Origin of the sequence: Aminobacter sp. SR38, assembly GCF_014843375.1 — a bacterium.
GTDB classification, from domain to species: domain Bacteria; phylum Pseudomonadota; class Alphaproteobacteria; order Rhizobiales; family Rhizobiaceae; genus Aminobacter; species Aminobacter ciceronei.
The window spans coordinates 3,419,366-3,439,848 of record NZ_CP062112.1 but is presented as its reverse complement, the minus strand read 5'-3'; the positions used below and the strand labels follow the sequence as shown (position 1 = coordinate 3,439,848).

At 58.9% G+C, this 20,483-nt stretch carries 16 protein-coding genes and 2 pseudogenes; 5 read left to right on the top strand and 13 right to left on the bottom strand.

Features of this window, described 5'->3' with window-relative positions:
- Positions 1 to 183: 183 nt before the first annotated feature.
- Entirely contained in the window at positions 184 to 1,209 is a 1,026-nt protein-coding gene (locus tag IG197_RS16795) for a hypothetical protein (RefSeq protein WP_192313534.1), read from the bottom strand.
- 145 nt (positions 1,210 to 1,354) lie between these two features.
- Between IG197_RS16795 and IG197_RS16790 the strand changes: the two genes are divergently transcribed.
- A complete protein-coding gene (locus tag IG197_RS16790) occupies positions 1,355 to 1,711 on the top strand; it encodes a helix-turn-helix domain-containing protein (protein WP_192313531.1) in 357 nt (118 codons plus the stop codon).
- A 32-nt stretch (positions 1,712 to 1,743) separates the two neighbouring features.
- On the opposite strand, the gene terL is transcribed toward IG197_RS16790, so the two are convergent.
- The 11 genes and pseudogenes from terL to IG197_RS16735 form a co-directional block, all read right to left on the bottom strand.
- Positions 1,744 to 3,237: a phage terminase large subunit gene (gene terL / locus IG197_RS16785; protein ID WP_192313528.1), complete on the bottom strand. Its 1,494-nt coding sequence runs from the start codon at positions 3,235 to 3,237 to the stop codon at positions 1,744 to 1,746.
- A 4-nt stretch (positions 3,238 to 3,241) separates the two neighbouring features.
- Positions 3,242 to 3,688, bottom strand: coding sequence for a DUF5681 domain-containing protein (locus IG197_RS16780; protein ID WP_192313527.1), 447 nt, complete (start codon positions 3,686 to 3,688; stop codon positions 3,242 to 3,244).
- Between the two features lie 128 nt (positions 3,689 to 3,816).
- The gene (locus IG197_RS16775; RefSeq protein WP_192313524.1) at positions 3,817 to 5,346 is read right to left on the bottom strand and encodes a DNA methyltransferase; all 1,530 of its coding nucleotides are present in this window, start codon (positions 5,344 to 5,346) and stop codon (positions 3,817 to 3,819) included.
- An 842-nt stretch (positions 5,347 to 6,188) separates the two neighbouring features.
- A pseudogene (locus IG197_RS16770) lies at positions 6,189 to 6,494 on the bottom strand (sugar phosphate isomerase/epimerase); the annotation flags it as partial.
- Positions 6,495 to 6,498: 4 nt separating this feature from the next.
- A complete protein-coding gene (locus IG197_RS16765) occupies positions 6,499 to 7,011 on the bottom strand; it encodes an amidase family protein (protein WP_192313520.1) in 513 nt (170 codons plus the stop codon).
- A gap of 8 nt (positions 7,012 to 7,019) precedes the next feature.
- The gene (locus tag IG197_RS16760; RefSeq protein ID WP_192313518.1) at positions 7,020 to 8,315 is read right to left on the bottom strand and encodes a glycerate kinase; all 1,296 of its coding nucleotides are present in this window, start codon (positions 8,313 to 8,315) and stop codon (positions 7,020 to 7,022) included.
- A gap of 313 nt (positions 8,316 to 8,628) precedes the next feature.
- Positions 8,629 to 10,074 (bottom strand): Xaa-Pro peptidase family protein, encoded by a 1,446-nt coding sequence (locus IG197_RS16755; protein ID WP_192313516.1) that lies wholly within the window; start codon positions 10,072 to 10,074, stop codon positions 8,629 to 8,631.
- Between the two features lie 88 nt (positions 10,075 to 10,162).
- On the bottom strand, positions 10,163 to 10,987 hold the full coding sequence (locus tag IG197_RS16750; protein WP_192313514.1) for an ABC transporter permease: 825 nt from the start codon (positions 10,985 to 10,987) through the stop codon (positions 10,163 to 10,165).
- Entirely contained in the window at positions 10,980 to 11,789 is an 810-nt protein-coding gene (locus IG197_RS16745; RefSeq protein WP_192313512.1) for an ABC transporter permease, read from the bottom strand. Before IG197_RS16745 ends, IG197_RS16750 begins: the two co-directional genes overlap by 8 nt.
- A 56-nt stretch (positions 11,790 to 11,845) precedes the next feature.
- Positions 11,846 to 12,904, bottom strand: a complete 1,059-nt coding sequence (locus IG197_RS16740; RefSeq protein WP_192313510.1) for an extracellular solute-binding protein — start codon at positions 12,902 to 12,904, stop codon at positions 11,846 to 11,848.
- 57 nt (positions 12,905 to 12,961) lie between these two features.
- Complete coding sequence (locus tag IG197_RS16735; protein ID WP_192313508.1) at positions 12,962 to 14,188, bottom strand: ABC transporter ATP-binding protein; 1,227 nt, start codon at positions 14,186 to 14,188, stop codon at positions 12,962 to 12,964.
- Between the two features lie 222 nt (positions 14,189 to 14,410).
- Here IG197_RS16735 and IG197_RS16730 point away from each other — a divergent pair, with 222 nt between their 5' ends.
- Positions 14,411 to 15,130, top strand: coding sequence for a GntR family transcriptional regulator (locus IG197_RS16730; RefSeq protein ID WP_192313506.1), 720 nt, complete (start codon positions 14,411 to 14,413; stop codon positions 15,128 to 15,130).
- On the opposite strand, the pseudogene IG197_RS16725 reads toward IG197_RS16730, so the two are convergent.
- Positions 15,115 to 15,841, bottom strand: a pseudogene (locus tag IG197_RS16725) (aspartate/glutamate racemase family protein). The gene IG197_RS16730 and the pseudogene IG197_RS16725 overlap by 16 nt on opposite strands.
- A 128-nt stretch (positions 15,842 to 15,969) precedes the next feature.
- Here IG197_RS16725 and IG197_RS16720 point away from each other — a divergent pair.
- The 3 genes from IG197_RS16720 (at position 15,970) to IG197_RS16710 (ending at position 20,468) form a co-directional block, all read left to right on the top strand.
- Positions 15,970 to 18,258, top strand: a complete 2,289-nt coding sequence (locus tag IG197_RS16720) for an NADP-dependent malic enzyme (RefSeq protein WP_192319817.1) — start codon at positions 15,970 to 15,972, stop codon at positions 18,256 to 18,258.
- A gap of 410 nt (positions 18,259 to 18,668) precedes the next feature.
- Positions 18,669 to 19,613 carry an ABC transporter substrate-binding protein gene (locus IG197_RS16715; RefSeq protein ID WP_192313503.1) on the top strand — a complete coding sequence of 315 codons (945 nt, stop codon included), beginning with the start codon at positions 18,669 to 18,671 and terminating at the stop codon, positions 19,611 to 19,613.
- Between the two features lie 3 nt (positions 19,614 to 19,616).
- A complete protein-coding gene (locus IG197_RS16710; RefSeq protein ID WP_192313501.1) occupies positions 19,617 to 20,468 on the top strand; it encodes an amino acid ABC transporter permease in 852 nt (283 codons plus the stop codon).
- The last annotated feature ends 15 nt before the right edge of the window (positions 20,469 to 20,483 follow it).

The following is a 20,483-nucleotide window of genomic DNA, read 5'->3' as shown; positions in this document are numbered from 1 at the left end:
CATATCATTGCCTGCCTGGAAAGACTGCTCTTTGGCCTATGCAATCTGGTGCAGGCGGATCGCCGCAGTTTGGCGATCCCGCTCATTTCTCGGCCCTTGGACCCTGCGGTCTGATGTCCGGCGTGGGCTGATTGGGGGTGGCACTAACGATGTCGAAGAAGTCACGCCACCAAGCCGCGCCCGCTACCGCTCTGCGATAAAGCCAAACCCCTCAGGCCCGAACTTCTGCAAGAAATCCTTCTTGCAGAACCTCTTGTTACCGCTACTTAGGATGCCGTTGGCGATCACCAGATATGGCTCGACCTTGGTGGTGAACGCCTCCTGGTCGACGTCGTGCTCCTGCAGGTAATCGACCATGGAGGCCGCATTAAAGTCGTAGCCGCAGATATCGGCGCCCCTGATCGCAAGTGCGGCGTTCAACAGGACTTCATTGTCTCGAGATGCGACCGGCTGGGCGGCCGCTGGCGGTGCCTCTGCCGCCTCTTCGACCGAATTGCTGATCTCGTCGACCGACTTTTGCCCGCAAAGGGCAAGGCCGGCGTCAATCACAGCGTCGACGAGCTTCGTATGTGTCCCGCGTTCGAGTTCTTCGACCGGTGCCACCTTGTCATTTGCCAACACGATGCCCTCGCCAGCCTTGTGGCGAACAAACTGACGAGCTTTGCCATTGGCGGCAATGAAGCGCTCGCCGATGGTAAAGAAGACCGCGTTGTTGCCGTCGACAAAGCAGATCACTTTGGTCGAGACCTCCTTTATCGACCAAGCACCTGCCGGGACATCTTGGCTTACCAGCACCCGTGTTCGAGCTTGGCTGTAGGTCACGCGTTTACCCAAGGCCTTATTGATATGGGTGAGGCCGACAATTTCAGGGGCTGAAGGGCCACCAGGGTTCGTTGTGGTTGTCGTTGCTACGGCACCGTTGGGTGCCGATGGGGAGGGCCCGGTTTCTTCCGGCGCCCGACTCGCTGATTGAGGCTCTTGAGCTGTCGCAATCGCTGGCACGCTGTCCGGGTGCCGAGGTTTCGGGGCCCAACCCAGGGCGATTGCAAGGACGAACGGCCCGACTAGGATGCCAGGCAGCCCTAAGAACAGTGCCTGCATCCGTGATCGAAACGGCGGCACTGGTCTGATGAGGCTCGCCAAGACAAAAATCAGTCCGAAGAGCCAGACGACGACGAGCAATGCGGTCAGGTCGTTGGAAGCACCCATGATTCGTTCTCCAATGGTCCGGGCGTCTTGCCGGATCGTAAGCATCATTGGAGTGGACATTGGCGTACTATAGATACGATTTACAAGTCAATTCCGCATGTTAGCTCGGTTCTAAGTCGAATGGCCCGCATTCATGATACGGCTCATGGAGCTCAAACAGGCACTCGGACGTCGGATCAAAACCCTGCGCGATCTGCGTGGGCTGACACAGAACGACTTCGCGGCGGCACTTGACCGCAGTGTCGATGGGATTTCGATGATCGAAAGGGGACTGAACTGGCCGTCAGTAGCCACAATAGAGCGGATGGCCGCGGTGCTTAACGTGTCAACGACAGAGCTGTTCAACGATCTCGGGACAACGGGTCCGGCCAACGGCGAGGATCTGGTGGTTGTCGCACGCGAGCTGATTGCCAAGCTCGGTCAGCCAGAGCTCGAAGTGGCTGTTGCGACGCTTGATGCGTTGGCCCGCAAATCAGCGATCACACCTGCCGGTCGGTCGTGAGCGCGCCGAACATCCGTCCGCGATAGCCGCCCTCAGCGCCGGTTGATCACGCTGCGCCTTTCACGGACACGCTGACCTGTGGCATCGAATTTTGGAATACGATTGCCGAGCGACTGCATGTAGCGCAGGAATTGCTCCATACTGTCGACTTGGTCGTCGTGCCGCGAACCAGGGAAGGCCAGGACCTCTTTCAGGAACTCGCCGCGCCACAAGGCGTCTTTTGGGATGAGCACCCTGCCTTGCTCAATAAGCGACGACACACCCGCGACGCGAGTGACTTTGTCGCCCCGAGGAGTACTCCTCGGGAGGAATGCACCCTGGAAGCCCTGAGGCAAATCCTTGAGAAGCGCGAACCCTGTTCCGGCCCTCTCGATCAAAATGATACCAGGCCGAAACTGACGCGCTAGTCGCAAGGCCTCTTTGCGCAGATCGGGGTATTCGAGCTTCTTACGGCACAGATCGAGCAGGTAGAGCCGTTGTCCTATGACGCCCCAGCTCGTGCAGACTGAGAAGTCGTTCTGTTCTTCTGCGTTCGAAGCGGTATCCCAGCTTTGTGCGATCAAATCGAACTCTTCTCGCTTGGGCGGGGTACTGTAGCTCCTCAACCAGTCCCGTCGGATCAGATTGCCGGTCAGTGGTATCGGCTCCTGCTGATATTGTGCAGAGAACTGATGGGTACCGATATCGTGTCTTAAAGCGTCGAGATGGTCCCGGCCCTCTCGGTCTTGCTGGATCAGTTCGCCGGCCCGGCGGTGATAAGTACGGTTGTTGAGGCCATTGCCAGTACGGTAGATCGTATCAACATTGGCAATCGCTGGGATGTTCAAGACCGTCCAGCCATGGTCCTCGCGTTCGGTCAGGTGACCGACCAGATCGTTTTCGTGGAGGCGTTGCATGACGATAACGATCGCGCCGTCTTTCTTGCTATCGAGGCGCGACACAACGGAATTGTGATACCAGGTGTTGACCGCAGTACGCTCGGCGTCTGACATCACCGAGCCCGCCTTGATCGGGTCGTCGATGATGATGATATCGCCGCCTCTCCCGGTGAGTGTTCCATCAACTGAGGTGGCATAACGAAACCCGCCTGAAGTGGTCTTTTGCTCGATCTCAGTGTTCTTGGTCTTGCTCAGCCGGGTGTTTGGAAAAAGACGGGCGTAGAGTGGCAGATCCAGAACACGCCTGAACTCGTTCGAAAGGTTCTTCGTCAGGTCCTGCGAGTAGGAGATGGATATCACCTTGCGCATCGGATCTCGGCCAAGGACCCAGGCGGGGAATGCAATAGACGCGGCGAACGACTTAAGGTGACGTGGTGGAAGTGTGATGATGAGACGCTTTAAGGCACCACGTTCGACTTCCTCGAGATGCCAGGCGATCGCGTCGATATGCCAATTGGGCTGATAGCCGTCGCCGTTGAGTTCGCCGAAGACACTTCCCACAAAAGCGCTGAGCGACCTCCGTCGCAGTTCCGCTAGAAACTGCGACGGGTTTTGCACGGCACCGAACGTTGGCTGAACGCCGCTCATCAATTTAGTCCTTTCGCTTTCTGCTTTGAGGACCGATCGACATATCGAGTGCTGCGTCACCGAGAAGATGCCGGAGCTGGGCTTGGTCAGCGGGTGAAAGAACCTGCTCATGAACGGAATCGAATTCCGGCTCGGTATTCTCGCCTGCGATGGCGATCAGCGCCTTTATCGCGTTGAGGTCGCCTTTGAGGGCTTTCACCATCAACGACTTGATCAATGCCTCACGCTTGGTGATCTTGCGGGTTCCATCACCGTCACGGATTTCCACCAACTGTGTAAACTCGCGGAGCGCAATCGCCTTCATTGAGCGAGCTTCTTTCGGCCGACCTTTGGGGTTGCCACTTCTTCCCGGTTTGAACTGCGTCGCCTTTGGCGGCTTGCCATAGCCGACATCATAAGGCTCACTGGAGCTGTTACCGCTGCTCGCGGGTTGCGATGGCACAGGCGGCATGTTGGATGGAGCCTCGTCAGGGGGGCGAGGAACGGCCATCTGCGGCGGCGGACGACGTCGCCGCGGCGCTGCTGCATCCTGAGATGGACGGACAGGATTGCCGGTGGGGTCGCTTCGCGATGGCCTACTCATGCCCGACCTCCCACGACCTTGCCGGTAACGACACTCGGCTCCATGAGCCAGGGCGGAACACGGCGGCGGCGCGGCGCGGGAGCGTTCAGTTCCGCCAAGCCAGCTTGCTGTGCAGGAGCGACCGCCGAACTGCCGTGGCCAGTGCGAGTATCTACATTTTCGGTGGTAACTGTCTGGCCAGTGTTTTCGGCGCGACGCATCTCACTCATCTCGTGGAAACCAAGACCGGTCTCAGCGTGCACCGCTTCAATGCCGAACCGCTCTTCAAAGCGCCGCAGGGAAACGTCGACATATTGCGGATCGAGTTCGACGCAGCGCGCAACGCGGCCGGTTTTTTCTGCGGCGATCAGCATCGTTCCGGAGCCACAAAAGCCGTCGATTACGATGTCGCCACGTCGTGAGGCGTCCTTGATGATGTCAGCGATCAGTTCGACCGGCTTGACCGTCGGATGATCGGCAAGGCGTTTGTTCCGCTCCCGACCAAAACTGCTGAACCCGGGTATATCCCAGACATTTGTTCGATTGCGGCCGTGACGGCCGAGCTCAATATTATTGAGGTGGGAAGCACCGGGTTTCTTGAACACGGCGCAGAGTTCATGGGCGGAGCGGTACAGGCTTCCCATGCCGCCCTTCATCTTGTTCCAGACAGCCAGGTTGAGCAGCTCGTAATCAAGCCCGCGTCCCGCAGCGAGCAAGGTCTCGATGTGCTTCCAGTCCATGAAGGAATAGACGAGCCCGCCACGTACCAGATGCTCGGACATGGCTGACAAACTCGTAGCCAGGAAAGTTTGGAATTGCTCGGGGCTCATCTCGCCCGACGCTTCGGCAAACTCGCGATACCTGGTCTCACCGAGCCCCATGATGCTGGCGATCCCGACATTGTAGGGCGGATCGATTGCAACGAGCCGCGCCGTCTCACCGCGCAACAAGGTGGCATAGGTTGGCTGCAGCTTCGCATCTCCGCAGATCAGGCGGTGCTGTCCAACTTGCCAGAGATCGCCGAGCCGAGACACCGCGACATCAGCAGGAGCAACGTCCATCTGATCGGCTGGATCGCTGCCATCCTGGGCATCAAGGACCACATCGAGCTCGCCGGTTGAAAATCCGGTCAGCTCAAGCTCGAAGGTAGTGTCGAGCACCAAAATTTCTTCGAACTCCAAACGAAGTGCACTCTCGTCCCAGGCTACGCCTTCTGCCAGTTTGTTGTCAGCTATGCGATACGCCCTGATCTGTGCTTGAGTCAGATGGTCAACCCGGATGACTGGCAGTTCTGCATATCCGAGCCGCCGCGCCGCTTCGAGCCGGACTTGGCCCGTGATTACGCTAAGGTTTTCATCAACGATGATCGCCCCGATGAAACCGAATTGTCCGATGGACCGGACAACGGATTCAACATGGCGCTCAGTTACCTTGCGCAATGACCTTTTGGGGGCGATCAGCCGGTCGATCGCAACCATCTCGACTTCGGGATGGTTAGATCTGGCGGGTACGTCGTCTAAGCGACGTGTTCCTTCTGCGTTTGACATGACAAAGACCTCCTCGTTCCGCCGGCGAAGATCCGGCGAGATCAGCAAGATTGAACTTTTCGAAAGGCCTGCCCGTCCGCACTACAGGTTGGGCCATCCCTAGTAGGGAATGCCTAGATGTTGCTGATTCGGGTTCGGAAAAACAAGTAGGGGCTAAAAGTATTTTTCGTACGTCGTAATTCACCACGCCACCCTGCCAAGACAAGGAATTGGTGGTGAGGATCACAATATAATTTCTAGAAATATTAAATAATAAGTTCGAGCAATATTTTACTGTTACTATTAAGATGTCGGGATGGCGAAAATAGATAAATTAGATGAAAGCATCACAAGTTTCTAGCGTAGGGGACCGTATTTGGTGGGTTCGGCATGAACGAAACTGGCTTCGATCCGGTCCATGGCGGATCCCTGTATAAATCCTGGTGGCAGAAGCAGGAAGCCGCTTGCGAGCGTGCCGTTGACAGCGCTGCAGCGAGCGAGCGGCTTCGTCATTGCCGTGCTACGTCCTTGATGGGACATGACGCAGGGTTCCTATTCCAGGCCGATTTACACTCACCCTCGTCAGGCCTCTCGTCCATGGTCTCAGGGTCATGACTGTCAGGTCGGCGGGCGTAACGCGTGCCTGCGACGCTTCCTGGCGGTACGCGGATCTTTTTCCAGCCGTACTCGTTGACGACGGCAGATCCAGCAGGCCAAGCTCCTCGCAGATACCCCCTGACATGGGCGATAGTCGACAGTCTCGGCATAGTGATAGTCATTCACCGCCCAGGCGGCGAAACTTTCGCGGTCCATGACCTCACCGCTGGCGATGCGGGCGGCTTAATCCTGCACCATCTTCATATAGCATATTCCTCGACACACAGATCAGGATGCCCTTCGAGCCACTTGGGGTGGGCGATCTCGATGGCCGCGGCAAGGATTGGCATGATGGCTCGGAAATCAACGACGACGACGCAGGGGCGCTTCTGGAAATCGAGCACTTCACCATCATAGGCGATCAGCGCGTCCTTGATATGGGATTGGCGCACACAAGGTGCCACGCGCCTGGCTGCCCAGACCGGATGCTCGGCGCGCTGCAGCACGTTTGCCGTATCGAAGACGATGCCTATCGTATCCGGCCCGACTTCCTCGACCAGCCGCATCAACTCCGCCCTAGCTAAACAGTTGAAATCCGATTGGAACTCCAGTCGGGCCAGGTTTGGCCGGGATGCTAATCGCCGGCACTCCGGTCAAGTTCGCAAAGGCAGTAAACGGCGCATGATGTGGCGGGTTGAACGAATCGGCTGCCCATGGCATCGCGCCGGCCGATGGGGTCAGGGTGAAATCATAGGCCTGAAACGCGTCAGCAAGCTCCCTGAAAAGCTCTCGGTCCGCTTCTAAGGCCTCGTAGTATTCAATGGCTGAAAACCGCTGACCGTCCTCGATGGTCTTAATGTATTCGTCGCCGATCTGGCCGCGCCAATCTGCGTCACGAAGCAACCAGGCAAGACCTGAAGCCCCCAGTATGTTCATGCTGCGTTCAAAGCGATCAGTATCGAATGGCACCTTGCCAACTTCGACCTCATGACCCAAGCCAATAAGGTTCTTCGCCGCATCGTCCATAGACTGAGCAATCGGCGCATCGACCACGCGTTCGCCGAACCGCGGAACGTAAAGAACCCTCATTGCGTAATTCAAGTAACCAAAATTGCTCTCAAGTCGCTGACATTGGTCCCGGTCGGACCGGTGACGAAAAGGTCATCGACAACGTTAAAGGCGGTCCACGAGTCGTTGTCTGCGAGCATGTCGTTCGCGTCGACGCCCTGCGCTCGCATGCGGGACACTGTCGAGGCGTTGGCAAAGGCGCCGGCATTGCCCTCCGAACCGTCAATACCGTCGGTGTCTGCGGCCAGAGCGTGGATACCTTCAATTCCATCAATGCCGATTGCAAAGGCCAGCAGAAATTCGCTGTTCCGGCCACCCTTGCCTTTGTTCCATAGCGTGACGGTCGTCTCGCCACCGGAGAGAATAAGTACGGGCTTGGAAAAAGGACGATTGCGTTGCGCAACTTCCCGGGCGATGGCTGCGTGTATCCTGCCCACTTCGCGCGCCTCGCCTTCAATGGCATCGGACAGGATAACCGCTTCGATGCCGTATCTTCTTGCCTCCGCTGCGGCAGCGTCTAGCGCTACGGCTGCGGATGAAATCACATGCACTTCATCAAGCATAAAGCGCGGGTCTGCCGGCAAAGGTGCATCCGCGGCCGCGGACTTCAAGTGCGCCATGACAGTTGCCGGGAGGCCTATTCCATAGGCTTCGATAAGCCGAAGCGCATCATGACGCGAAGTAGCGTCGGGTACCGTTGGCCCAGAAGCGACCAATGCCGGGTTATCGCCGGGGACGTCCGAGACTATCAACGAAACGACACGCGCAGGATGGGCAGCAGCCGCCAGTCGACCGCCCTTGATGGCGGAGACATGTTTGCGGATAGTGTTCATAGCCGAGATCGGCGCGCCAGAAGCAAGCAAAGCCTTGTTGACCGAAATCTCGTCGTCAAGCGTCAGGCCGGCAGCAGGAGACGCAAGTAGCGCGGAGCCGCCGCCGGTGATCAGCGCCACCACAAGATCGTCCTCGCCGAGATCGGAAACTGCCTCGAAAAGCTGCCGGGACGCCTCCATCCCGGAGGCATCGGGGACTGGATGACAGGCCTCGACTACACGAATGCGTTCGCACGGGCTCGAAAAGCCGTAGCGGGTAACCACCAAGCCTTCCAAGGGGCCGACCCAAAGCTTTTCGAAGGCAGCAGCCATCTGTGCCGCGCCCTTGCCGGCGCCGACGACAATTGTTCGGCCCTTGGGTCGAACTGGCAAATGGCTACGGATAGCCAATTCGGGATGTGCCGCGACAACCGCGGCTCTGAAGATTTTCGATAGCAGTTGCCTTGGGTTGTCGTGGGCATCGGCATGCCAGATCGTGTTCACCACATTCATTCTGCGCATCCAAGGTCTTGAAGGCTGATCCCAAGGCAAGGTGGTTTTTCCGGACCGAGCGTTACACCGGAAGCAATCATTACAGGTAGCTGGCGCAGGGTTCGCAAACGCTTTTTCGATTCCTGGACGCGCCGGCCTGAAGACCGGAACAGCCCTTTCCACCGGTGCTTTGCGGACTGTCGCAACGCCTACCAGAGGCTGGTACCTTTCACGGTCCGGTTACCCACGATCCGGCTGTCCGGGTTGAACGGCTCCCGCCGACCCGGCGCGGGCAACGCCAATGGGGAGGAACATGGGGTCGGCGGGAATACTATCAGACCGCGATGCGGTGCGTTTCCAGTGGCGTGTGCCGGCTGAGATTCTCGAAACCGTCCGCTGTCACGACGTAGAGGTCGCCGACATTGCAGCCGGCCGATTGCGCCTCCAACCACTGCGTATGAAGGACAAACACCATGCCTTCCTCAAACCGATCATAATTGTGCGAGGACACGTTGAAGCTGTTGCTGCCGCCCGCCATGCCGACTGAGTGCCCGAGGTTCGGATTGTGCGGGCCGTTAACTGCAGGGTAGACATGCATCAGCTTGCGTCCCTGGGCTTCCCAGTCCGCATCCGGCACATATTGGTACGGTACGAGCCGGGCGCCTCCGTCTGAGGCCGGTGACCAATTGTAGGGCATTGTCCGGGCATCCGAAGAAGTGAGCAGTCCGTGTTCGATATAGGGTTCGAACGCCGCATTGTTGACCTCGCTCATGAGGACACCCGGACGGATCAGCTTCTCCGCTCGTTTGACACCTTCGGTGCAGGCAGCCAGGACCTTTTCTTGTCTTTCGGTGATGTTGCCCACAGCAATCATCCGCGCCGTCTGGGCAGTATAGCCGCGATACGTCACGTTCGAGATGTAGAGGTTGATCAGATCGCCAGGCCTGACGACATGGCCATAGGGCTTGCCGCAATGTGTGCCAAACTCGTTGATCCCGATCTGATAGCCATCGCCGGTTTCGCCACCGCGTGCCATTTGGGCGAAGGTGAAGGCGGCAAAGATCTCTGTGTCGGTTACCCCGGGTCGGGTCACGTGGTAGGCTGCCTCGGTGCCGATCGAGATCAACTGGGCCGCTGCCCGGGACATCTCGATCTCACGCGGCGAACGTATCTTCTGCATGCGGTCGACGATCGCATTAGCCGGGACGAACTTCGTCTTGGGCATCATATGTTCGAGATAGCCAAACACCTCCAAGCTCGTTCTGTCTCCAAGGCGTCCGATCTGGGCATTCTTCAGCCCATTGTCTTCAAGCAGCTTCGTCACCGCTTCGGCGGTCTTGACGGCAGAGGAGCCGGGGCGATCCGCATATTCGCGGCCGATTGCGCCGACCTGCCAAATCTGGTTGAGGCCTACCGGTTCACCGCCCGGTGGCAGGATCACCGACTGCGTGAAGAATGAGACCAGGATCATCTCCTTGTCGCTGTCGGTGGGAATTATCAGGACGCCTTCGCGCATCCAATCGCAGATGTAACGCAGATAGAGGTTCGAGGCATGGAACCAACCGAGACTTCCGGTGTGCACAATCAGGGCATCGTGGCCAGCCAATACTGCCTCGCGCCGGATGCGGCGGACGCGCTCCGCAAATTCGGCTTCCGGCAGTGGCAATGGCGCCTTGAACTCGAAGCTCGGCTCGAAGCCATCTAGCAGCTTTTCAATGCGACCCGAGTAACGGTTGCCGAGCAGGCGCGATTGGCCGTCGATGTGGTTTCGTTCACTCATGATGGTCTTCCTTTATCATATTGGGTCTCCCCGGTCGGCCTTGGCACAAGCCATTGTTCGGGTCGCGACGGCTCGGATGCGGTCTCGGCTACTTCTCCTTGGGAATAAGATTTCCGAACGAGGATGCGATGACGACCAGCAGGAAGGTGACTGCAATGACGACACCAGAGATGGCGGCCACGCGCACGTCCAGAGATTCCTCAATCATGCGCCACATCCGGATCGGCAGTACGCTGGTGCGGGCATCAGCCAGGAAAAGAGAAACCGACACGTTGTCCAGCGAACTCATGAACACCAGCAAGGCGCCGCCCAGAATGCCCGGCATGATCAAAGGTAGCGTTACGCGACGGAGTGTATGTGTTCGGCTTGCCCCAAGGATCATCGAGCTCTCACCCAAAGTGGGGCTGAGCTGAGAGACAACGGCGACTGTCGTGCGAAAAACCAGGGGCGTGAAGATGACTGTGTGACCTACAACCACGAGCCAGAACGAAGGACTTACTCCGAGCTTCACGAAGAACATCAGAGCTGCGATGCCGAAAACCAGGGTCGGCAAAACCATCGGCAGCATGAAGAACGGCTCGAGAACCGCATATTTGCGGCCTTCCTTACTTGCCATGCCGAGTGCCGCCGGAACGGCGACTAGGATCGACAGAAGCGTGGCGAGGGTCGCAATCTGCAGACTGGTCAGCGCCGCAGCATGGATGCGACCAGATTCTGCCGGATCGAGCAGGTTCTCGTACCAGCGCAGAGAGATACCTTCAGGCGGAAACTGAATTGTGTTGCCGGCGGTGAGCGACATCATGAACCCGACCACAACCGGGGCGACCATGATGGTGACGCCAAAGCAGCCCAGGACAATCACCACGAGATTGAAGGAAAGGCCTGCCCAATCACTTTTGCCTAGACTAAGCATAGACGTTGATCCTCCGGTTGCGGCCGACTGCCGTAAGCGCGCCAAGCACGATGCCAATCGAGGTGAGCATGACGATCGCGATGGCTGCAGCGAAAGGCCAGTCGTAGAGAGTGTTAACTTCCTGATAGATGAATTGCGGCAGGTAGATCAGCCGTGCCCCGCCGATGACGGCCTGGGTGACGAAGTTCATGCAAGCGCTGGCAAACACCAGGACCCAGCCAGCGATCAGACCAGGGATGCTCAACGGCAGGATGATCCGGAAAAACGTCCGCCAGGCATTCATCCCCAGTGATGTCGACGCCTCCCACAGACTTCTGTCGATCTTGGCGAGCACCGACACCAGCGGCAGAACAAGAAGCGGAAGCTCGATCTGGCTGAGAGCGATGATCAACCCCAATTCGTTGTACATGAACTGGATGGGTGTGGAGGTGAAGCCCAGGTTGAGCAACGCATTGTTGACCACACCCTCGCGACCAAGGATCGCGATCCATGCAAGGGTGCGGACGACGTTGCTGGTGAGCATTGGCAGGACGGTGCAGAATAACAGGATCCGTCGTCCCTTCGGCCCAAGAAGCATGAACAGCAACGCCACGGGGTAGCCGACGACCGTGGTGAACACGATCACCTTCAGGCCCAGATAGATGGTGTCGCGCAAAACCTCGATATTGATTGGGTCGGCAAAGAACCGGATATAGTGCTGGAGCGTCGCGCCGCCATCTCCGCTGAAACTCATGCCCACGAGAAGGAAAAGCGGAGCTATGAAGAAAAGCCCATTGAGAACCACTATCGGTAATATCTTCATGACCTTTTCCTCATGCTCCGCTTCGACTGCACTGTCAGATCGTTCTTGGATGTCGCCTATTGGCGAACGACCTCATCAAACTTCGCGGTCCACTCGGCGCGCCTTGCGTTGATGTTTTTCCAGTCGAGATAGACGAACGAAGCCAGTTGCTCGCGCGTCATGTATTTGGCGACATCAGGAGCCAGCGCGACCGACTTGTTGGTGGGGAAGTTGTTGAGCGGCGCGGCTTGTAGCGCATCCTGGACCTTGGCTGAAATCACAGCGTCCATGTAGGCATAGACGGCCTTGGGGTCCTTGGCGCCTTTGGTCAGGTGGATGTTGACTGGGGTCGCCGGCGCCCCCTCCTCCGGGACGACGAACTCGATCGGCACGCCAAGGCTCTTCAAGCGCGCGACGTTGCCAGTGCTGGCAATCATCACGTCGATCTCGCCTTGCTGGAACAGTGATTGCTGATGGTTCATGTCGTTTGCGATGGCGCCGACGTGCTGGAGATAGTCCTTGAGCTTGGGCCAAAGCGGGTCCAGGTTCTGCTCGGATCCGCCAAAGGCCTTGGCGGTCTGAATCCAGGCCATAACCGCGCTGTTGCTCTTGAATCCGGTGAAGGCAACCCTGCCGAAGAAGTCGGGGCTGAACAGGTCGCCATAGCCCTTGGGCGCGCGGACCTTCTGCGGGTTGTAGGCCAAGCCGTCCAACTGAATCGTTACTGCAGGACCCCATTCGTTCTGAAAAGAGGGGTCGGAAAGTTCGCCCCAATTGGGTATCTGGCTGGGATCGACTTTCTCGATCAGGTTGTTTTCGATGGCGATGGCCGATTGGCCTGGCGACATCAATAGCGCATCGTATGGCGGCGAAGTTGGCGACGCCATCATCTTCCCAAGCTGGTCCGAGGCCAGTGCAGGCGAGAGCACGAGATCGCTGCCTGCGGCTTCCTTGAACGCCGGCGAAACGACCTTCTGGAAGGCATCTTCCCAGGAGCCTGGGAAGATGGCAGCGATGACTTCACTTGCCGCAAAGGCGTCTGTGGTCCGCAGGAGCGCCGACCCGGCAATGGACCCCGCTCCGGCCAGAAGGCCAAGTCGAATGAGTTCTCGACGATTCACTTCCATGCCAGCCATTGGTCTCTCCCTTGTGGCTCGATCGGCGCTAGTGTTGCGAATTGTTGTTGTTGGTACTCAGGCTTCGACCGCTCTTTTACCGTCGACAAACACCTGACATTGATCGGCAGGGATGACGACGGACACTTCAGTTCCTCGCTCCAGAGGGCTGCTGCCCGTGGCGCGAGCCTCGCTAACCTTGATGGGCGTTCCGTCCTTCAAGGCAATTTCGTAAATGAACACCGGGCCGACCGGCAGAACGGCGTCCACGATGCCGGGAAGCGAGCCCGGAACCTTCACGGTACTGAGGGTGACATGTTCGGGACGGGCGGTGAGCGTTACCTTGGCCCCTTCCTTGGCTTGCGTGCGCCCGGCTACCTCTATCGTCTCGGAACCAAGCAGGCGGACAGCCAAACTGTTTGCGTCGACTTTGACGACTTCGCCGTCGAGCCGGTTCGTGCTGCCGACAAAGCCATTTACAAACAAGCTCCCCGGCCGGTCGTAGAGCGTTGCCGGTGCCGCAATCTGCTCGATACGCCCGCCATTCAGCACGATCACGCGATGCGCCAGGCTGAACGCTTCTTCCTGGTCATGGGTGACGATGATGGACGTAATGCCGAATTCACGCTGCGTACGCTGGAATTCAATCTGCATGTCCAGGCGGAGGTTCTTGTCGAGAGCACCGAACGGCTCATCGAGGAGCATCAGCCTGGGTTGAGTTGCCAGCGCACGGCCGGTGGCCACACGCTGCTGCTGCCCACCGGACAGCTCACGCGGGAGGCGATCCGCCAGCGTCGAAAGCTGGGTCAGTTCCAGCATCTCATCGACCCTGCGCCGAACATCCGTGCGCTTCTTTCCCTGCGCGACCAGGCCGTAGCCAATATTCTCCCGAACCGTCAGGTGGGGAAAAAGCGCATAGTTCTGAAACACAAGCCCGATCTGACGGCGATTGGACGGAACATTATCAATCGCCTTGCCGCCCATAAGGATGCGGCCTTCCGTCTGACGTACAAATCCGGCGATCAGCCGCAGAATTGTCGTCTTGCCGCAACCACTTGGCCCAAGAAGCGCTACGATTTCGCCGGGACGTACATCGAAGTCGATGTCATGCAGGACACGCAGCGCCCCATACGAGTGACTTAGGTTTTCGACCTCAAGGTGAATTCCCTGGTTCGCCATATTCGCCCCCATCTGAAGTTTGGCGGCGGATCGTTCTTCTAAACCGAGTATCGCATGCATATCGCGCACTTCCCGAGGTTGACGGCCGCTGGAAAAACAATGTCCGAGGAAATCCGCATGCCGCATGTGGCGCGCCTCGCTCAGTGTTGTGAACTTTATCGCAGACTTTTGTTAGCAAGTCAATGCAAATGGTGTTAACAATTTTTCGGCCCGCCGCAAAGATCCTGCTCGCCGCTGGCGGTGGATTCTGATTGCGACGTATCGTAAACAAGGGTTGGGGTTCGCTCAGGGAGACAGCGGTGCCGTTGTGCAAAGGTGCAGACTACGTTGGATAAGCAGTCGACAATCGTGAGCAATCAGCAGCAGGAAAAAGAGACGTTGCCAGCATCAGGCGGCGAAAGCCTTCAGCCGGCCGGCCAGCGGGTCTTCGACGCGATTCTCAAAGCTATCTATGAACAACGCATCAGGCCGGGAACCAAGCTCGGCGAAGAAGCCCTGGCGAGCTTTTTCTCCGTGGGCAGGGGCCACATACGCCGCGCCTTGCTGGCACTTTCACATCAAAAAGTAATCGAGCTCATCCCGAACCGTGGCGCATTTGTCACCAAGCCAACGGAAGCTGACGCACGAGATATCTTCAGCGCGCGCAGGCAGCTGGAAGAGCTGGTCGTTGAGCGGGTCATTGCCAAGGCAGATCCGGCAACGGTAAAGGCGCTGCGTGCACACCTCCTCCAGGAAGCGACAGCAAGGGACAAGGGGCAGCGCCGCGAAGCCGTCCGGATGGCTGGCGAATTTCACCTTACCTTGACGCGCCTCTCCGGCAGCAAGGTCCTTTACGGTATCCTGGAGTCGGTGCTGTCCCAGAGCTCGCTCATTGTCAGCCTTTATGGCGGCGGCCTGACGTCCAGCTGTTCGGTCGAAGAGCATCAGGGGATAGTGGATGCTATCGAGCGAGGCGATGCCGCGGGCGCCAAGGAGTTAATGGGCCACCACTTGACGCACCTCGAAAGCACGCTGCGGCTCGACGACTACGATATCGACGAACCTGACCTAGACTACATATTTGGATAGTGTTGCCGCCTCGGGGCGAAATTTGACATTATGCCGGTGTAAATTTTGTGACTGGGGACCGCATAGTCTCCGAGCTTGGACGTCTTCAACCCAAGCGAGGCTATGGCCTCGGCCAACTTCACAGCGGCAGCGACGCCGTCGACCACGGGGATCGTGCTCGACCGACAGACCAGCAGCCAGATCGGCCATCCCTGCGCAGCCTAATACGATGGCCTCCGCCCGATCCTGGACCTTTGCCAGTTCGATCTCATAAGATATGCGCCTGCGCGTTTCGGAATCCTCGGATTCAAGCTCAAGGACCGGCACGTCGGCCGCCCGAACACGCGCACAAGGTGAGGCGAGGCCGTAGCGCACCAGGTTGTGCTCTATCGCCGGGATCGAGCGCGGCAGTGTGGCAACGACGCTGAACTTTCCGGCAATCAGGCTTGCGATGTGGAAGGCAGCCTCTCCGATGCCGAGCACCGGCCGTTCCGAAACACATCTGGCCGCATCAAGACCGGTGTCGTCGAAGCAGGCCAGGATGGCTGCATTATATCCTGTCGATCTTGACATGACATCGAGCAGCCCGACCACCGAGATGGCTTCGTCGTAATAGCCTTCGATGCTCGCCGGCCCCATGCTTGTGCCTCGAGAAGCGGATGCCTTTGCTGCCGCCCCGATCTTTTGGGTCATTGTCGCTGTCGTGTTCGGATTGACTACCAGAATTTTCACCATGACGGACCGCGTTCGAAATTGGCAATCCACATTTCTTGTAGACAAATGATGCTTAATTTGTAAACAATAACATACATCGTTGTGAACGCAACCACGGCCAAGGATGAGGTGTCATCGTGGACAATATCTTGAAAGGCAGCCCGGCTGCCCGCTCGGTTAGCCCCGAAGAAGCGCTCGATTTCCATGCCATGGGCCGCCCGGGCAAGCTCGAGATCAACCCGACCAAGCCGATGGCGACGCAGCGCGACCTCAGCCTCGCCTATTCGCCCGGCGTCGCCGTGCCGGTGAAGGCCATCGCCGAGGATCCGTCCCGCGCCTATGACTACACCACCCGCGGCAACATGGTCGCCGTCATCTCCAACGGCACCGCCATCCTCGGCCTCGGCAATCTCGGCGCGCTGGCCTCCAAGCCGGTCATGGAGGGCAAGGCGGTGCTGTTCAAGCGCTTCGCCGACGTCGATTCCATCGACCTCGAGGTCGACACCGAGGACGCCGACGAATTCATCAACTGCGTGCGTTTCCTCGGGCCGTCCTTCGGCGGCATCAATCTCGAGGACATCAAGGCGCCCGAATGCTTCATCATCGAGCAGCGCCTGCGCGAGCTGATGGACATCCCCGTCTTCCATGACGACCAGCACGGCACGGCCATCATCGCCGCCGCCGGCCTGATCAATGCGCTCGAAATCACCGGCCGCGACATGAAGACGGCCAAGCTGGTCTGCAATGGCGCCGGTTCCGCCGGCATTGCCTGCATCGAGCTGATCAAGTCGATGGGCTTCACGCCTGACAATGTCATTTTGTGCGACACCAAGGGCGTGGTCTACCAGGGCCGCACCGAAGGCATGAACCAGTGGAAGTCGGCGCATGCGGTCAAGACCGAGGCGCGTTCGCTGGCCGACGCCATGGACGGCGCCGACATCGTCTTCGGCCTCTCGGCCAAGGGCGCGCTGACACCGGCCATGATCCAGTCCATGGCCAAGAACCCGATCATCTTCGCCATGGCCAATCCCGATCCGGAGATCACGCCCGAGGAAGTCGCCGAGATCCGCACCGACGCCATCATGGCGACCGGCCGTTCGGACTATCCGAACCAGGTCAACAACGTGCTCGGCTTCCCCTACATCTTCCGCGGCGCGCTCGATGTCCGCGCCACCACCATCAACGACGCCATGAAGGTGGCGGCCGCAACCGCATTGGCGGAGCTCGCCCGCCAGGACGTGCCCGACGACGTCGCCGCCGCCTACCAGGGCAACCGGCCGAAATTCGGCCCCAACTATATCATCCCGGTGCCGTTCGACCCGCGCCTGATCTCGGCGATCCCGATCGCGGTCGCCAAGGCGGCCATGGAATCGGGTGTCGCCGGCCGGCCGATCCTCGATCTCGACAAATATGCCAACGAGCTCTCCGCCCGCCGCGACCCGATCGCGTCCACCTTGCAGCGCATCTACGACCGCGTGCGGCGCCAGCCCAAGCGCATCGTCTTCGCCGAGGGCGAGGAGGAGCAGGTGATGCGTGCGGCTGTGTCCTATGTGAACCAGAAGCTCGGCACAGCCATCCTTTTGGGCCGCGACGACATCATCAAGGAAAACGCCCGGCAGGCCGGCATCGATCTCAACAAGCCGGGCCTCGAGATCATCAATGCGCGGCTGTCGCGCCGCAACGCCATCTATGCCGATTTCCTCTACGAGCGCATGCAGCGCAAGGGCTATCTGCTGCGCGACTGCCAGCGCCTGATCAACAACGACCGCAACCACTTCGCCGCGTGCATGGTGGCGCTTGGCGACGCCGACGGCGTGGTCACGGGCGTCACCCGCAATTACTCGACGGTGCTGGAAGACGTCCGCCGCGTTATCGACGCCAAGCCCGGCCACCGCGTCATCGGCGTGTCGATCGTGCTCGCCCGCGGCCGCACCGTCATCGTCGCCGACACCGCCGTCCACGACATGCCCAATGCCGAGCAGATCGCCGACATCGCCGAGGAGGCCGCGCATTTCGCTCGCCGCATGGGCTATGAGCCGCGCGTGGCGATGCTCGCCTACTCGACCTTCGGCCATCCGGCCGGCGAGCGCTCCGAGCGTGTCCAGGAAGCGGTCAAGATCCTCGACAAGCGCCGCGTCGATTTCGAATATGACGGCGAAATGGCCGCCGACGTCGCGCTCAACCACCGCCTGATGCAGCAGCAATACCCCTTCTGCCGCCTCTCCGGTGCCGCCAACGTGCTGGTCATGCCGGCCTTCCACTCGGCGGCGATCTCGACCAAGATGCTGCAGGAACTCGGCGGCTCCACCGTCATCGGCCCGCTGCTCGTCGGCCTCAACAAGCCGGTGCAGATCGTCCCGCTGAATGCCAAGGACTCCGACATCGTCAATATGGCAACGATCGCGGCGTACAACGCTGAAGTGCCGGGCGGATAAGTTTCTCGCTACACACCGGCAAAACCCGAGGCCGGGCGACTTGGTCGCCGACGGGCCCATGCTAGCATTCCTGCTCCGCCCGGCGTCTGGTTTCGGCGGCCTGCCCCATGCTTGCAGGCCGCCAGCCGCCGGCGACTATCAGACACGCAGAAAATCGGATGAGGAACGCGGATGAGCAGCACGCGTCGCCCCCCGCCCTGGGCATCATTGCCTGCCGAACTTTGCACTAGGAAAATTCGCAACTTTGTGCGAAAGTTTATTCGTAACTTCTGGAGCGTCCAGAGGAATTTGTGAAAAATCAGTAAATTCCGTTAGTTGAACCGCAGGAGAGCTATAGACACAGGGTCGAAAAGTCACTTCTTGGAAATTCACGTGAATAGACAATATGAAAAAACGAAAAAGGGGTTCACATGAATAGCATTGGGAGAATTGGAAGGGCGGGATTGGCCAGTCTGGTGGCCGTATTGCTTGCGGCGTCTAGCGCTGCTCCCGTCTATGCCGCCGCGAACGAGGCGGTGAAGATGACGCCGGACGCGGACATTGCAAAATTGCCCGGCGTAGCATTCACGCAAAAACTGGCCGATATGCTGCCCCCTGCGCTGAAGGAGGCAGGCGTCCTGAAAGTCGCGACCGACTTGACCCCGCCGATTAGCTTCCATGCCGACGATGGCAAGCTCGTCGGGATCGACGCCGATCTCGCCGCTGCGCTCGGTGTCATTTTCGGGCTAGAGGTTCAGATGACGGACGTCGGCGCGGGCGCCGCGATCGTGCCCTCGATCCTGTCCAAGCGTTTCGACATTTCGATTTCCGGCATCAACGACGATCCAGAACTGGAAAAGCAGGTCGACGTCATCGACTACATGTACGACGCGACCACGATCATGACGATCAAGGACAACCCGCTCGGTATCAAATCGATGAGTGACCTGTGCGGCAAGAAGGTCGCTGTTCCGGTCGGGACGTTCCAGGCGAGGATGGTCGAGGCTGCTTCGGCGAAGTGCACGACCCCAATGGACATCATGGCGATCCCGAAGATGCCCGACGTCCTTCAGGCCGTTCGGACTGGAAGGGCCGACGCAACCGTCAATGGCTATGCGACGAGCGTCTACACCACGGAAAATCAGACCGGCAACGGCAAGGGCCTCCAGGCACTTCCGGATGTAAGGCTAGCCGTTGGTTATCTCGGCATGCTTACCGCCAAGGACAATCCCCAACTGCGCGACGCTGTAGTTGCTGGGTTGCAGCAGTTGGTGGAAAGCGGCGGCTACGAAGCCATCATGAAGAGGTGGAGCCTGAGCCCGCTGGCCGTGAAGACCATCAAGGTCAACGACGCGGCAAGTATGCCCGTGGAGTGATCAATGCCTCAGGTCTCGGCTCAATCAACCGGTATGGCATTTGCGCCGCGAGTGCCCAGACATACCCAATGGGGCCAGGTTGCAATCGGTGCCAGCGCGATCCTCGCGCTGGTCCTGTTCGCCTGGGTCGTGGCGCAAAGCCAAAGCATTCAATGGGGCGAGATCCCCCGTTACCTAGTCCATCCTTCCATTCTCGCCGGAGTCATTCTCACGCTGGAGCTGACCGCAGCCGCCATGCTGTTCGGCATTGTGCTCGGCGCTGTCCTGGCGATCATGGCAACCAGTCAGAACTTCGTTCTCAAGGCGATCGCCGCTGGTTTCGTGTGGTGGTTTCGCGGTGTCCCGCTTATTGTCCAGATATTCTTCTGGTTCAACATTGCGCTTTTCATTCCGCAGGTCGGACTGGGAAGCTACACCATATCGATCAACGATCTGATCACCCCCTCGCTGGCTGGCTTCTTGGCGTTGGGGCTTCACGAAGCCGCAAACATGTCCGAGATCATCCGGAGCGGCCTCCTTGCCGTGGATCGTGGTCAACGGGAAGCGGCCCGTTCACTCGGACTTCGCCCGCTCCAGACCTTGTGGACCGTCGTTCTGCCGCAGGCGGTCCGATTGATCATTCCGCCAACCGGAAATCAGGCCATCGGCATGCTCAAGGCGAGCGCCATCGTTTCGGTGATCGGCATGCAGGATCTGCTCACCCAGGCGCAGCACATTTACGCCCGCAACTTTCTGGTCATCGAGCTGCTGTTTGTCGCATCGATCTGGTACCTCGCCATCACAACCGTGGCGTCAATTGGCCAGCACTATCTCGAACAACGAATGACGCCGAAGGGCCGCTCCTCGACAAGATGACGACAAGCCAGCAGC